The 12,853-nt window shown below is 59.7% G+C and carries 15 protein-coding genes and 1 tRNA gene; 6 read left to right on the forward strand and 10 right to left on the reverse strand.

Going from position 1 to position 12,853, the window contains the following annotated elements:
* Positions 1-23: 23 nt before the first annotated feature.
* The 5 genes from ACM561_RS18255 to rpmH form a co-directional block, all read right to left on the reverse strand.
* Positions 24-425 (reverse strand): DUF423 domain-containing protein, encoded by a 402-nt coding sequence (locus tag ACM561_RS18255; protein ID WP_425906975.1) that lies wholly within the window; start codon positions 423-425, stop codon positions 24-26.
* Positions 422-1,075, reverse strand: a complete 654-nt coding sequence (gene yihA, locus ACM561_RS18260; RefSeq protein WP_425906977.1) for a ribosome biogenesis GTP-binding protein YihA/YsxC — start codon at positions 1,073-1,075, stop codon at positions 422-424. The genes ACM561_RS18255 and yihA overlap by 4 nt, the downstream gene beginning before the upstream one ends.
* A gap of 149 nt (positions 1,076-1,224) precedes the next feature.
* Positions 1,225-3,069: a membrane protein insertase YidC gene (gene yidC, locus ACM561_RS18265; protein ID WP_425906978.1), complete on the reverse strand. Its 1,845-nt coding sequence runs from the start codon at positions 3,067-3,069 to the stop codon at positions 1,225-1,227.
* Between the two features lie 72 nt (positions 3,070-3,141).
* Positions 3,142-3,477: a ribonuclease P protein component gene (gene rnpA / locus ACM561_RS18270; RefSeq protein WP_079448172.1), complete on the reverse strand. Its 336-nt coding sequence runs from the start codon at positions 3,475-3,477 to the stop codon at positions 3,142-3,144.
* A gap of 22 nt (positions 3,478-3,499) precedes the next feature.
* Positions 3,500-3,634: a 50S ribosomal protein L34 gene (gene rpmH, locus ACM561_RS18275; protein ID WP_006609582.1), complete on the reverse strand. Its 135-nt coding sequence runs from the start codon at positions 3,632-3,634 to the stop codon at positions 3,500-3,502.
* Between the two features lie 319 nt (positions 3,635-3,953).
* Here rpmH and ACM561_RS18280 point away from each other — a divergent pair, with 319 nt between their 5' ends.
* Positions 3,954-5,438, forward strand: coding sequence for an ATP-binding protein (locus ACM561_RS18280; RefSeq protein WP_425906981.1), 1,485 nt, complete (start codon positions 3,954-3,956; stop codon positions 5,436-5,438).
* 326 nt (positions 5,439-5,764) lie between these two features.
* Positions 5,765-5,841: transfer RNA gene (locus ACM561_RS18285), tRNA-Arg, on the forward strand.
* 6 nt (positions 5,842-5,847) lie between these two features.
* Here the strand turns inward: ACM561_RS18285 and ACM561_RS18290 are convergent.
* A complete protein-coding gene (locus tag ACM561_RS18290; RefSeq protein ID WP_425906982.1) occupies positions 5,848-6,282 on the reverse strand; it encodes a tyrosine-type recombinase/integrase in 435 nt (144 codons plus the stop codon).
* A gap of 21 nt (positions 6,283-6,303) precedes the next feature.
* Between ACM561_RS18290 and ACM561_RS18295 the strand changes: the two genes are divergently transcribed.
* Positions 6,304-6,672 carry a hypothetical protein gene (locus ACM561_RS18295; protein WP_425906984.1) on the forward strand — a complete coding sequence of 123 codons (369 nt, stop codon included), beginning with the start codon at positions 6,304-6,306 and terminating at the stop codon, positions 6,670-6,672.
* Here ACM561_RS18295 and ACM561_RS18300 read toward each other — a convergent pair.
* A complete protein-coding gene (locus tag ACM561_RS18300) occupies positions 6,617-7,339 on the reverse strand; it encodes an HK97 family phage prohead protease (RefSeq protein WP_425909824.1) in 723 nt (240 codons plus the stop codon). The two genes, ACM561_RS18295 and ACM561_RS18300, sit on opposite strands and share 56 nt — an antisense overlap.
* 68 nt (positions 7,340-7,407) lie before the next feature.
* Here ACM561_RS18300 and ACM561_RS18305 point away from each other — a divergent pair, with 68 nt between their 5' ends.
* Complete coding sequence (locus ACM561_RS18305; RefSeq protein WP_425906986.1) at positions 7,408-7,773, forward strand: hypothetical protein; 366 nt, start codon at positions 7,408-7,410, stop codon at positions 7,771-7,773.
* Between the two features lie 197 nt (positions 7,774-7,970).
* Here the strand turns inward: ACM561_RS18305 and ACM561_RS18310 are convergent, their stop codons facing one another.
* Together ACM561_RS18310 and ACM561_RS18315 are read right to left on the reverse strand one after the other, a co-directional pair.
* A complete protein-coding gene (locus tag ACM561_RS18310; RefSeq protein WP_425906987.1) occupies positions 7,971-8,351 on the reverse strand; it encodes a hypothetical protein in 381 nt (126 codons plus the stop codon).
* 486 nt (positions 8,352-8,837) lie between these two features.
* Complete coding sequence (locus ACM561_RS18315) at positions 8,838-9,506, reverse strand: recombinase family protein (protein WP_425906989.1); 669 nt, start codon at positions 9,504-9,506, stop codon at positions 8,838-8,840.
* Positions 9,507-9,785: 279 nt separating this feature from the next.
* Here ACM561_RS18315 and ACM561_RS18320 point away from each other — a divergent pair, with 279 nt between their 5' ends.
* On the forward strand, positions 9,786-10,559 hold the full coding sequence (locus tag ACM561_RS18320; protein ID WP_425906991.1) for a hypothetical protein: 774 nt from the start codon (positions 9,786-9,788) through the stop codon (positions 10,557-10,559).
* 394 nt (positions 10,560-10,953) lie between these two features.
* Here ACM561_RS18320 and ACM561_RS18325 read toward each other — a convergent pair whose 3' ends face one another.
* Positions 10,954-11,178, reverse strand: a complete 225-nt coding sequence (locus tag ACM561_RS18325) for a cold-shock protein (RefSeq protein WP_425906993.1) — start codon at positions 11,176-11,178, stop codon at positions 10,954-10,956.
* 503 nt (positions 11,179-11,681) lie between these two features.
* Here ACM561_RS18325 and ACM561_RS18330 point away from each other — a divergent pair.
* Complete coding sequence (locus ACM561_RS18330; protein WP_425906994.1) at positions 11,682-12,824, forward strand: hypothetical protein; 1,143 nt, start codon at positions 11,682-11,684, stop codon at positions 12,822-12,824.
* Positions 12,825-12,853: the final 29 nt, after the last annotated feature.

Here is a 12,853-nt window from a genome sequence, read left to right on the forward strand (position 1 = left end):
CGGGACCGCAAAGCCGCTTCGGGTCAGTATCCGGACTGCTCGGAACGGGACGCCGCACGAGGCCAGAGGGCGGCGATCGCGAGCAAGAACCAACCCAGAATCATCAGCGTTCCGCCGGTCGGAGCAGCTCTCGGGAAAAGGTGGTGATCGAGGAATTGCCGCACCGTCAAGTCCGCGCTGAACAGGATCGCGCCTGCGACAAAGCAGCCGGCGGTCGCGAGACCGAGACGTGGGCGAATAATCTGCCGATCCGCCAGAAGCACCGCCAGCAACGCGGCGGGAGCATGAAACAACAGCATCGACGAGGCCGAGAGCAGAAGTGTGCCGCCCGTCTTGTGCGCCGCGACCGCAGCCAGGATGACGCCGGCGGCGCCCATCAGCCCCGCCGCAAAAACGACGATCCGAAAACAGCAGAACTGCGTCATCGCTGAAGCTCTCCGATCAGGCGGGCCATGGCGGCGCGCAACTCCGGTACTCCGTAGCCCGTGCGCGACGACGTGACCAGCACGTCCGGAAACGCTGCAGGATGTTTGGCGAGCAGCGCCCTGGTCGCTTCGGTACGCTCCACCATCTCGGCGGCCTTGACCTCGTCCGCCTTGGTCAGCACGATCTGGTAGCTCACCGCGGACCTGTCGAGCGTGGTTAGGATATCCTGGTCAGTATCCTTGATGCCGTGGCGCGCGTCGATCAGGACATAGACGCGCGCAAGCGTCGCCCGGCCGAGCAGAAATTGGTGGATCAGAGACGTCCACGACGCGATTTTGGCCTTCGGCGCCGACGCGAAGCCGTATCCTGGCATGTCGACCAGCCGGACGTCGGCACCCTTGGGACCCTCGAAGAAGATCAGCTCCTGGGTTCGTCCCGGCGTGCGTGACGTTCGGGCCAGCGCGCTGCGACCCGTCAGCGCGTTGATCAGGCTCGACTTGCCGACGTTGGAGCGTCCGGCGAATGCAACCTCGAGGCCAGCCATGGGCGGCAACGTTTCGATCGACGGCGACGCCCAGATGAATTGCCAGTCCCCTGCAAACAGTCTTCGGCCTTGCTCGATCAACTCCGTATCAAGGCCGGTTGTCATGCGAAGAGGCCTTCCCGACTTGGCAGCACGCATTCGCGGCAAGATCAGCCGATTTTGCGCGGAGCGACGGAATCAGAAACGTTCCCGCCGATCATTGGACGGCTTCGTCCGTAATGCTCCCCCGCAACGATCGCAAGGCGGCGATCAGTCTATGTGGTCTTCGCCGGCTTGTCGGAGGATTTGCGGCGGAAGGTCGATTTCACGTTATCAAACAGTTCTACTTTCACGCCGTTGCGGCGCATGATGTAGCTCTGCTGGATCACCGACAGCGTGTTATTCCACGCCCAATAGATCACGAGACCAGCCGGGAAAGACGCGAGCATGAAGGTGAAGATCACCGGCATCCAGTCGAAGATGATCTTCTGAGTCGGATCCGGCGGTGTCGGATTCAGCTTCATCTGGAACCACATCGTGATGCCCATGATGATCGGCCACGCACCGAGCGCCAGATAGGGCCCGAGCAGTGGCACCACAGAGGGATCGTATGGCAGCAGTCCGAACAGGTTGAAAATGTGGGTCGGATCGGGTGCGGACAGATCCTTGATCCAGGAGAAGAATGGTGCGTGACGCATTTCGATGGTCACGAACAGCACCTTGTACAGCGAGAAGAACACGGGAATCTGCAGGAGGACCGGAAGACAGCCCGAGATCGGGTTGATCTTCTCCTTCTTGTAGATCTCCATCATCTCCTGCTGCAGCTTCATCTTGTCGTCAGGGAAGCGTTCCTTCAGTGCGTTGATCTGAGGCTGGACCGCCTTCATCTTTGCCATCGAGGCGTAGGACTTGTTGGCGAGCGGGAAGAAAATCAGCTTGACCAGTACGGTCACGACCAGAATCGCGACACCGAAGTTGCCGAACACATGAAAGAAGAAATCCAGCGCAAGGAACATCGGTTTGGTGATGAAGTGGAACCAACCCCAATCGATCAACAAGTCAAAATGGTTGAGGCCGAGTTGTTTGTTGTAGCCACCAAGCTCCACGAACGGAAAATTGAGGCCAACAACACCGGCTTCCTTGGCGCCAGCGAAAAGGCGCGTGTTTACCGAACCTGTGCCGCCGGCCGGGATCGTCCGCGCATCCTCCAGATAATCGGTTTGGTAGGTCCTGACTGAACCCGCCAGATCGGATGAGAAGCGCGCCTGCAACCGCGCGCTGGTGTCAGGCAGCAGGGCCGCGGCCCAGTACTTGTCGGTGATGCCGAGCCAGCCGTTGGTGAAATTGAAGGTCACCGATTTGGCTTCGTCGATCTTCTTGTATGTATATTCCTGCAGCTTCTGATCGCCGAGAAAGCCGATAAGGCCTTCGTGCAGAATGTAGTAGCCGGAGACCGCCGGAGTGCCGTGGCGTGAAATCAGTGCGAACGGGTACAGCGTCACCGGCGCGCTGCCGGCGTTTGTGACCTCATCCTTGATCGTGAACAGATAGTGCTCGTCCACCGAAATGCTGCGACGGAACGTCAGCCCTTCGCCATTGTCATACTTCAGCGTGACCGGCGTGGACTGCGTCAGCGCCCCCGACCCTTCCTGCACCCAAGCCGTGTTCTTGTCTGGAACCCGGGCGGTCGATCCGGTGGCGGGAACCCATCCAAATTCGGCATAATACGGATTGGCCGTACCGGAGGGCGAAAACAGCTCGATCGCGGGCGACGCGGGATCGACCGTCTCGCGATACTTGGTCAGCAGGAGGTCATCGATACGCGCGCCAGTCAGCGAAAGGCTTCCGCTCAGGCGAGGGGTGCTGATCTTGACGCGAGGCTTGGACGCGATGGCCGCATCCCGGGCAACCACCGCGGTTTCAGCCGCGGGTTGAGCGGGCGTGGGGGAATTCGGCGCCGCCTCGGTCTGAGACTTGTTCTGAGACTTGGCAAGCTCGCTTTGCGCCTGGTGCGCGGCGCGATCCTTTTCCATCTGCGGAATGTTGTAGAAGTACTGCCAGGCGATCAGCACGAGAGCCGACAGAACGATAGCGATGATGGTATTGCGGTTCTCAGACATCGTTCAGGATCTCGTCACTCAATTCGAATTGCGGCTGTATACACCGTTGATGTCGTCGATTTGACGCCGCGTTCATCCTGGATGCCGGCGGTCGAGGCGATGAAACGCCGAACGCAAATCATCAAGCATCACGGCGTAACGGCGGTTGAGCGCAGCACGGCGGCCGATTATCACATAATCGCTGTGCGGTCGCATGGATACGGCGTCCAAGCGCTTCACCAATTCGCGAAGTCTGCGGCGGATGCGGTTTCGCTCGGTCGCGGTGCCATTTTTTTTTGTCACCGTGAAGCCGATCCTGATCGGACCGCCATCGTTGCGGCGACGATTTTGTACCACGAAGGCAGGGGTGCTCACCCGCGGCCCATTGGCAACGGCGAGGAAGTCCGCCCGCTGCCTCAACCGGTCCATGATGGTTCTCGGGACGATCCGCTCAGGCACTCAGGCGCTTGCGGCCCCGTGCGCGGCGCGCGGCAAGAACCTTCCGGCCGCCGGTGGTCGCGAGGCGGGCACGAAAGCCGTGGCGGCGCTTGCGCACCAATTTGCTGGGTTGATAAGTCCGTTTCACGGGAGTCTCCGCTGACCGGGCACGTCGCCTGATGTTGAGGTTAAGTCCGGTAATACCGACCTGAACCGAGCCTTTTTCGGCTCGAACAAGCCGTCCCGATCGAAACCGAGCCGTCACGGACAATTGGCGCGGCTTATACGGGAGCGGCCTCTTTTCGTCAATCTTGCCCTGTACCGTTTCCCAGCCCGGCCGAATTGGCCAAAATCTCGCGCCGACATATATTACGCATGTGTTCCGGCAGTGGTTCATGGGGCCGGCGTGATCCATTTCAGGAGCGCGGATCACGGTCAGTTTGCCGCAGGCCCTTCAGAGGACAACCGTGTCACAGGCGATCGAACAGCTCCGGATTCGGGCCTCACGTCTCTCATTGCGCGGCCGGCTCGGCCTGTCCGGCAAGCTCCTGCTGCTGACGATTCCGCTGGTAATGATTGCCGAAATACTGATCTACGTCCCCGCGATCGCCAATTTTCGGTTGAATCGACTCAACGATCGCCTGGCGGCCGCGAACACCGCAGCGCTGGTACTTGATGCAGCTCCCTCGGGCATGGTGCCCGACTCGCTCGCAAGGCAGATTCTCAGCAGCATCGGCGCCCGTGCGGTCGCCATCAAGATGGGTCAACAGCGACGGCTGCTCGCCAGTGCCGATCTGCCGGCGGCGATCGATCATGATATCGACATGCGCACCATGACTCCGTGGTCGGCCATTGTCGGTTCATTCGAAACCATGCTGGAGAGCGGCAACCAGGCGATCCGCATCATCGGACCAGGGTCGCGCGGCGCGCAGTTCATCGAGGTCGTCACCGACGAGGAGCCGCTGCGCCAGTCGATGTACCGCTTTTCGCGCAACCTGTTGCTGGTCTCGCTGGCGATAGCGATTTTGACTGCCGCTTTGGTCTATCTGGCGCTGCACTACCTGTTCGTCCGCCCGATGCGGCGCCTGACCGCGAATCTCGTAGGCTTTCACCAGAATCCCGAAAGCTCGGCGCGGATCATCGCGCCGTCGCAGCGCGGCGACGAAATCGGCGTCGCCGAGCGTGAACTCTCCGACATGCAGCGTGACCTCGTGTCGATGCTGCATCAGAAGAGCCGGCTGGCTGCGCTTGGTCTCGCCGTTTCGAAGATCAATCACGACCTTCGCAATCTGCTGGCGTCCTCGCAGCTGCTCTCCGATCAACTGGCCAGCGTGCCCGATCCCCGGGTGCAGCGGTTCGCGCCAAAGCTGATGCGCTCGCTGGAACGCGCCATCGCGTTCTGCCAGTCGACGTTGTCTTATGGACGGGCGCAGGAGGCCGCCCCCGACCGGCGGCTGATGGCGATTGAGCCTATAGTCAACGAAGTGCGGGAGTCGGCGGGACTGGCGCCGGACGGATCCATCACCTGGATCAACGCGATCGAGCGCGGCCTTACCATCGACGCGGATCCGGATCAGCTTTTCCGTATTCTGCTCAATCTCGTGCGCAACGCCGCACAGGCTTTGGAGAGCCAACCGCGAAACGACGCTGATGCTGCGACCCGGCAAATCCGGGTTACCGGCCGCCGCGAGGGCGCGGTGGCGATCATCGAGGTTTCCGACACCGGACCAGGCGTTCCGCAACAGGCGCGCAACCACCTGTTCGAGGCCTTCCAGGGATCGGCACGCCCCGGCGGCAGCGGTCTCGGCCTTGCGATCGCGGCAGAACTGGTGCGCGCGCACGGCGGCGACATTGCCCTGGTGGAAGGCACCATAGGCGCAACGTTCCGGATTACGATCCCGGATCGTCCCGTGGAGCTGCAAACGATCCGTAACGAACGCGCCCGAGCCTGATCGATTTCAAGATTGTGGCTGCTCCATGTGGCTGGATTTCGATTTCTTGCCATTATAGCGTTTTCGAGCCGAAGCGGATGCCGGTTCGCGTGAAGAAAACACATAAGATCAAAATCTGAGAGCCACACTTCTGATTCCTACAGAAGCGGAAAGCCCTAGGTTGCAAGCAGCCTTGTCGCGCCCTTCATCGCGAATCATCATATGCGCTGCCGGTGCAGCCGCACCGCTTGCAAAGCCGACCGGGAGCCGTTAGCAATGGCGCGCCTTCGGGACGCTGGTTCCCGAAACGCAAGCACTGTGAATTTCAGCGATTTTTGCCGACAAACGCGCCCGTAGCTCAGCTGGATAGAGCACCAGACTACGAATCTGGGGGTCAGGAGTTCGAATCTCTTCGGGCGCGCCATCCATGTTATTGATTGGCATCGCTTTTCCCTTTCTTGCTGTTGACCGCGCGAGCGACGGTTTGCAGTTGGTTTGCAAACTTTGTTCGCGGTGAGTTCTCGAAGTTGAGGATGGCGGCGTCGGACAGATGCTTCGTTCGCGCCAAATACTTTTCGATGATCTGATGAATTGTCTTGATGGTGTGGCCTGTCACCGTCGCGATCTGCTGTGGCGTGTTGCCAGCCTCAGATAGCATCGTTATCGCCGTGCCGCGTAGATCATGGAAGTGCAGGTCGACTAGCTTTGCGTCCGTCGCGGCCTTTTCCCACTGCTCGGCGAAGTAGCGCTTCTTGAACGGGCGCCCGGTCTTTGTGCTGAGAACCAACAGGCCTGTGCGCGGCAGTCCGTCGAGCATCCGGCGCAGCGTCGCCGTGCACCTGATGGTGATCGGAGCGGCCTTCACGCCTTTGCGTGTGGCCTTCCCTTGCCGGAGTGTATCACAGACATCATCGAAGCGGTTTCGGACGTTATCCGTCACCATCCGCGCTGGGCGAATCTGGGTCTTGAATGGCTGGCCGCCTTCGACAAGATCTCGCTGATCGAACTGAGATGCAAAATAAAGGCTGCGAGTGTGAGGCCTTTGAAAGCGGGAATCGCAACGCTGATTTGCGTCGAGCTGGAAAAGATCCTCGGACCGTCGGTGTTGCCGAAACCGGTGAAGGCAAAGGCCGAACCGAAACCGCCAGCCTCGCTTGCCCGCGTTCCCGGCGTCGAGAGGAATATCCGGGCGATCGCCGTCATTTTGTGGGCCCTGACATCGTCACTGGCCGCGGCAGTTGTTGCGCGGCCCTGATCAAAAGCATTGCGCGGTCTTCTTCCGACATGGCGCCGAGACCGGCGACGAGTTCGTCCTCACTCGCTTGCCTTTTCTGTAAGCCAGCACCGCTGGCATCTTCCTCTTTCGAGATGGCGAAAAGTCCAGCAGTCTTCGGCGGCATGGGCTCAGCGAGCAATTCCTCGATTCGCTTGTTGAGGCGGTCGATCTCATCATCCTTCGCCTGGATTATCTTGAGGATGGTGTCACTGCCATCGGGTTGCCGGACCTTTGCGATTGCCGCATTCGCCGCGTCGATCATAGCGTTCGCCCCGCCGACAGGGTCAGTCAGATCAGCACCCGCGGCCTTCCAAACATCAAAGCGCGCCTCTGGGTTGGACGGACGGTCGACCAACGAGATCTCGTTGAGCGCGATCTTGGTGATGATCTTCTTGTTGTCTTTGTCGCGGCCGAGCACTTTGCCGCCGATCGAGAACCCCTTGTAGATACCGCTAGTCACCTTGCCCCATGCGGTGTCGTCGACAATCTTGGCACCGATGTAGAGACCCTTGTCGTCGACGCTGGCCTCTTCGGTGGTGCCGACAGCAGACAACGCGTGCATCTCGCGAATATTGGCGAATTCCATGTAGTCATCGAGCGCGGCTTCGATCGCACTCTTGAGCACAGTTTCGCCTTGCGCATCGATGGCTTCTGTGGAGGCATAGGCCGGAGAGCGGCAAGGATCTCAACGTCAGGGCTGGCACTGTCATCGCCTTGCCAGAAGGCGATCTCGTCACAGAGGGCGGCAACCAACGTGTATCCACGAACGCTGCGGAAATTCGCGGTGCTGATCTCGATAGAGATGCCATTGCAGAGATCGATTCGATCTTGCGTAATCTCGCCGACGACCATGGCCGCGATCATCGGCGTCTCGGTAATCAACGCGGTGATGTAGCGGAAGATGACGCGAGCCTGCCGACGATCAGCGGCGATGACGAGCACGGTGCCACGTTCGCCGGGCACCAAACGGTCCGACCAGACCTTGAACACGGCGAGATAGACCGCAATCAACGCGAGGATGAGCGATTTGCCTCCGCGGCGACCGACTATCAGCCAGGCCTCGATGTAGCCCGAAGCTAATGGCGCGGTGCGGCCGGTGCACGTCTTGAAGATCTCCAGCTGAGCGGGGTCAAGGGGAAGGCCGAACAGCGCCGACAAGAGAACACACCAACAGGCGAAGCTAACAGGATCCCTGAACCAGCGGGCAAACAGGTCATGATGGCGCATCGCGTCCAGGATGGTCACGATGGGTTGCGCTGAATGGCTGGCTGGAGTGCTCATTCAGCAGCCTCTGCAGGCCGCGGTGCCTGCGCAGCGAGCCATTCCGTAATAGACGGGGCCGCCGGCTTGTTCTTCGTGGCTTTCGCTTTTAGTCGAAGGAGAATTCGCCTGGACTCGCTGGTCAGTCTGATTGCCTCGTCGGCGTCGACGGGGCCGCCGGCCACGATGGCCTCGCGAATTTGTTCGCTGCGAAGCGCCAGGGCGGCAGCTTGAGCCACCAACTCTTTGTCGATCGCCGAAAGTGGTCCGCCAACTTCCGCCGCCAACTCCTCGAGCAATGCGCGATATCGCCGGGACGAGCGCGTGCGCGCGTCAAATCGCGGCAGGCTGATTCCAGAAGTGGTCTTGCGGGTTGATCGTCGGGCAGCGGTAGGCATCTTCGTCCTGAAAATGGACTGGAGCCTGGCACTGCCTTCCCCGAGCGGCGCATGTCGGGGACGGGGTGCGCACTACATCGGGCGCACATCTGGTGAGAATCAGTACATGCAACGGGCTAACATTTCAATAATCAGTCGCCCAGGCGAACGCCCTCGAAATCGAAGCCGGCGCCAAGCGCCGCCTTGCTCGATGAAAAGCTAGCTTGGCCGCGCCCACCGCGCCGTGCAAGCGCTTGCCGGCGTGGGGCGCGGAGGCTGATGCTCGCTTTCTCTGGCCGCAGAAACACTGGCACTGTCGGCACTGGCCCGGCCGGGCACTGGCACTGTAGGCGCTGGTCGCTACGGAGTTGGGGCGCGAGAGACCGGTTCGATCAACCCACCGACGACATAGTCCCGCGCAGGCGGATCGGCAAGAGCGCGTTGTGAGTATTGGTAGAGCCGTCTCGCGGATTTCGCTGTGGGACGGCTTGATTGGCAGTTCGGATTTCATCCGGCCACTTCCCGTCCTAAAATGCGCTGAACGGTCTTCGCATCCAGCGCGCCCAGGCCGAAATTATGCTTCCACTCCGAAGCAACGGCACGCAGACTGAGGCCGTTGGCGCGCATCGTCCTTGCAGCATCAAGTGCAGCCTGCTCTTTGACGTTCGGCACCAGCCGACCTTCCACCACATCGAATCCGAACGGCCGCTTCCCGCCGTTGTAGAGCCTCTGGGAGGCCCGATGCTGTTTAGCGTCACGCACGCGCTCCCGGATGCGGTCACGCTCGTTCTCGGCGACTGCGCTCAAGATCGTGAAGACCAGCTTGCTGATTCCGTTGCCGGTGACGTCGCCGCCGAGATCGATCATGTGCAACGCGACCTTGTCGTCCTTCAGTTGCTCAAGGGTACCGAGCGCGTCGGCCGCAGAGCGGAAGGCGCGGTCCAGCTTCGCGGTGATGACGACGTCACCGGGCTGCAACGCCGCCAACATGCGCTGACCTTCCGGCCGATCAGCAAGCGGTACAGAGCCCGATACGCCAGCCTCAACGAAGAACCCATCCACCTGCCAGCCCTTCATCATCGCGTAGCCAGTGATTTGCTGGCGCTGAGTGTCGAGCGAAAGTCCACCATTCGCCTGCTCGGCAGTGGAGACTCGGCAATATCCATAGACCTTCATGGGCGCCTCGTTGTGGCGTTGCTGTAGCAATGCCACATAATCGGCAACGCCACAGATAAATGCAAGCAAAATCAGAGGCAAGTACGCGAGGCTGCTCGGGCCCTCAAAGTGCGCGGATGGGGGCGAGCGGGGCGCTGGCTAGGGCGTCAACCGCAGGTCGGGTTGGCGGCCCATCGGCTCAGGTTTTTATTCTGGAACGTGTCTGCGCTTAGGACAGATGCTGTTGATAGCCGCGAGCAGCACTCGCTCCCTCCGGGCATAAACCTGTAACTTCTTTCGATGGATTGGAATTTGATAGGCTGGCTGGCTGCTTTTGCTTATGGCGGGGTCGGTGTTGCCTTGCCCATCCTTTTTCCCGAGTACAGGTCGTCGGGATACTTCTTTCTGTCGAGTGCTGGCCTGGCTGGATTGCTGACGGTGATTGGCCTTGTGCAAAGGGTTGGCGGCGCTCTACGTACTCGCATTGGAATGGGGCGGACTGTGCTGATCGGCGGGCTGATAGGTACTTGGCTTTTTCTGACCTTCAGCATTGGTGTTGCGGTCTGGCTGCTGCTTCAACCCTCATCAATGGTCTCAACACAGCCGACCGCGGCGGCTCAAGATGGCCCGTTGACGTGGTACACGAACTTATCAATGGAGGGCGGTCCCCCTATCGGGCGGCCGGTCTATAGTTTGACCTTCTTGGGGCAGAACACCTCCCAAAAAGAGGTCGCGCTGAAAAGTGCCAGCATCATTTCGTTGAAAAGCGGCAGAAAGATCGACTTAGAGGTTATTGCACAAGACAACGCCGGCGACGACCGAATTGTGCCCACCGATGAGATCAATCTGATTCCACCCGGCGCACCGATCAAGTTGATTGCAAAATTCGGAGATCCGGACCCCAACGCCCCCGGAAAAATTCGGGGCTTGGAGTCTAAGACCTTTCTAGAGACGTGGAGTCAGTTTCACTTAAGTGTGAAGGATGACACGCGATCTTATCGTCTGCCCTTTAATGAAGGGAGCTTGATGGCGTTCTTCCCCGGAATGGTCGGCCCGCATATCACGACGAAGTAGGCTGGCTCCGGAGTGTTGGTCCGCGCCGCACCGTTCTTTCTACTCTTCGGTCCTTGCCTGTTGGTGAGACCCGAGCGAAAGGCATAGGACGACCAGCCCCACCGAGATGGCGGGGTTGGTCCCTACGCCCTTGCGATCTTGCCTGCCGGAGCCGACCGTCGCTTTAGGCGGTGATCTTCGCGACGGTGCGGATCACCTTGATGCCAACTTTACGGTGCTCTGCGTCGCACCGGCGATCAGCCCTCGCATCTTTCGGACCGGGCCTTGTCTATGATCGCGCCCCACAGTAAACAGTCCATCTTGCTGTGATGGTGGCGCCGCTGCCGTGACTTATCCGAACCAGCGCCATTTTTGCGGGCTCGACCTCGGGAAAAGGTCGGGCCCGTTTTCGTTTTTATGAGTGATCGACGTCGACGCTGATGGCCTTCAGGCCCTTGTCACTTTCGACCACGGCGAATGACACCCGCTGGCCTTCGACAAGCGTCAGGGCTTCGTTGTCAGCCCCGCGGAATGCCAAGGCGGTGCGATGGACGAAGAGCTCATCGCCGCCGTCATCCGGGGCGATGAAGCCGTAGCCAGACTTTTCTTTGAAAAATTTCACCCTGCCGGAGCGCCTCATGCGGCCCTCCGGGCAGCGACGGCTTCGGCAAATGAGCGGCTCTCGAACGGGCCGGCAGCGCCGTCGTGCCAGCCGACTGCGAACTTTCCATCGTCGCGCTCGACGACCAGGAAATGGTTTGCGATGGGGGTGCTAAGCCATTGACGCCTTTGAGGGCACAAAGGGCTCGGTTTGCAAATTTGTTGAGACGCCTCAGATCGAGGGCTTAGACTACGAATCTGGAGGTCAGGAGTTCGAATCTCTTCGGGCGCGCCAGCTTTATCAAGTCGGATCAGGCGCTTGGGCCGCGGCTCGCTTCGGCCTATGACTCCGCGTTTCAGAAAAGCACCGGATAAGCACCGTTTTCGGCGTTCGGGCTATATGTGCCTCCTTTGATGGGCAACCCTGCAGTGGTTTTGCAAACCGAAGGGCGAGAGTTCGATCTTTCACTCGGCACCATATCCAGCGCTGTTACACGGGCTTAGCCCTTCAACGTCCGTCGGCAACAGACTATCCTATACCGTATGACGCTTGAAGAATTCACCGCTCAGCTGAACGCCAACACATTCTGGAAAGAATTCACCTTCTCTGAGACGCGGTTCTTCCCCCGTCCGAAGCAGCAGGTTGAGTTGGCAGACGGGATAGTCAAAATCGGCTCGCTAGCCCTTGTGTTCCAGCTCGAGGAACGGACTGAGGAGACGTTGGATCCCAAAACCGAGCGCCAGTGGTTTCGGAGAAAGGTGCTCGGGAAGGCGATGGATCAGATCAAGGCATCGTTGCGGTACTTGGCCGAAAACGAGAAGACGGACAAGGCCACGAGATTGCGGTTAGAGGTGGTGACCTTGAAGACATCAAAAAGATCGTCGTTTTCCTCCCTGGACAGTCGCTACCTAAGGACTGCTGGGAGACCAAATTCCACGTCTCGACGACCGCCGGCTTTATCCACTGTGGCAGCACATGACTATCTAGGCATCTTGGACAAGCTCCGTGTCCCCGACGATGTACGACTCTACTTCGAGTATCGAGAAGCAGTGCTGCCGCGGCTGCGTGAGGCTGGAACGGTCATGGAGGAGCCCGATATCATGGTCGCGTTCCTGTCAGAGAAGGATTTACCGGAGCCGGAATCTATCGGGCGGTTGCACGCCTTCGTGCAAGACCTCGACGCGTTCGATCTTTCAAACATCATGCGCGACCTCGAAGCTCATATCGTCAACCCTGAAAGGAGTTCGGACTACTATCGGATCATGGAGGAGTTCGCTCGCGTTCCACGATCTGTCTGGCGTGAATTCAAAACTCGGCTCGTTATCTCCCTTGAGGCCCGTGCTTTCAGGTTCGCATTGCCGAAGACCGACTGCACGTTCATGGTCGCCAGCATGGACCCGGATTGGCCAGTGACGGGCGTGGACGGAACGAGAATGAGGACAAATGCCGTCGTAATGTTTACCAGAGCGGCCAAGTACGATCTGAAGACCCGGGTCGGGGTAGGACTTCTGATCTCGAAGGACGGTGAGTATTTTCAGCTCGACTGGTGTGTCGTCGATGAGTCCTGGGCGGCTAACCCCAAGATGGAAGAGTTGCTCGCAACGACCTCTCTGTTCGGACCCACTCGTGAGAGGATGGTGGACAGCTTCCTCTTCCTCAACGCCAACTCCGAGATGGAAGTCTAGGATTCGTGGCGGGCCTGATCGGGACATGG

Source organism: Nitrobacter sp. TKz-YC02, from assembly GCF_049852135.1.
Classification (GTDB): domain Bacteria; phylum Pseudomonadota; class Alphaproteobacteria; order Rhizobiales; family Xanthobacteraceae; genus Nitrobacter; species Nitrobacter vulgaris.

Excerpts from the sequence above, each read along its gene's own strand:
- ACM561_RS18325 (WP_425906993.1), bottom strand. The coding sequence starts at position 11,178 with ATGAGGCGCTCCGGCAGGGTGAAATTTTTCAAAGAAAAGTCTGGCTAC.
- ACM561_RS18320 (WP_425906991.1), top strand. The coding sequence starts at position 9,786 with ATGGATTGGAATTTGATAGGCTGGCTGGCTGCTTTTGCTTATGGCGGG.
- ACM561_RS18310 (WP_425906987.1), bottom strand. The coding sequence starts at position 8,351 with ATGCCTACCGCTGCCCGACGATCAACCCGCAAGACCACTTCTGGAATC.
- yidC (WP_425906978.1), bottom strand. The coding sequence starts at position 3,069 with ATGTCTGAGAACCGCAATACCATCATCGCTATCGTTCTGTCGGCTCTC.
- ACM561_RS18255 (WP_425906975.1), bottom strand. The coding sequence starts at position 425 with ATGACGCAGTTCTGCTGTTTTCGGATCGTCGTTTTTGCGGCGGGGCTG.
- ACM561_RS18315 (WP_425906989.1), bottom strand. The coding sequence starts at position 9,506 with ATGAAGGTCTATGGATATTGCCGAGTCTCCACTGCCGAGCAGGCGAAT.
- rnpA (WP_079448172.1), bottom strand. The coding sequence starts at position 3,477 with ATGGACCGGTTGAGGCAGCGGGCGGACTTCCTCGCCGTTGCCAATGGG.
- yihA (WP_425906977.1), bottom strand. The coding sequence starts at position 1,075 with ATGACAACCGGCCTTGATACGGAGTTGATCGAGCAAGGCCGAAGACTG.
- ACM561_RS18330 (WP_425906994.1), top strand. The coding sequence starts at position 11,682 with ATGACGCTTGAAGAATTCACCGCTCAGCTGAACGCCAACACATTCTGG.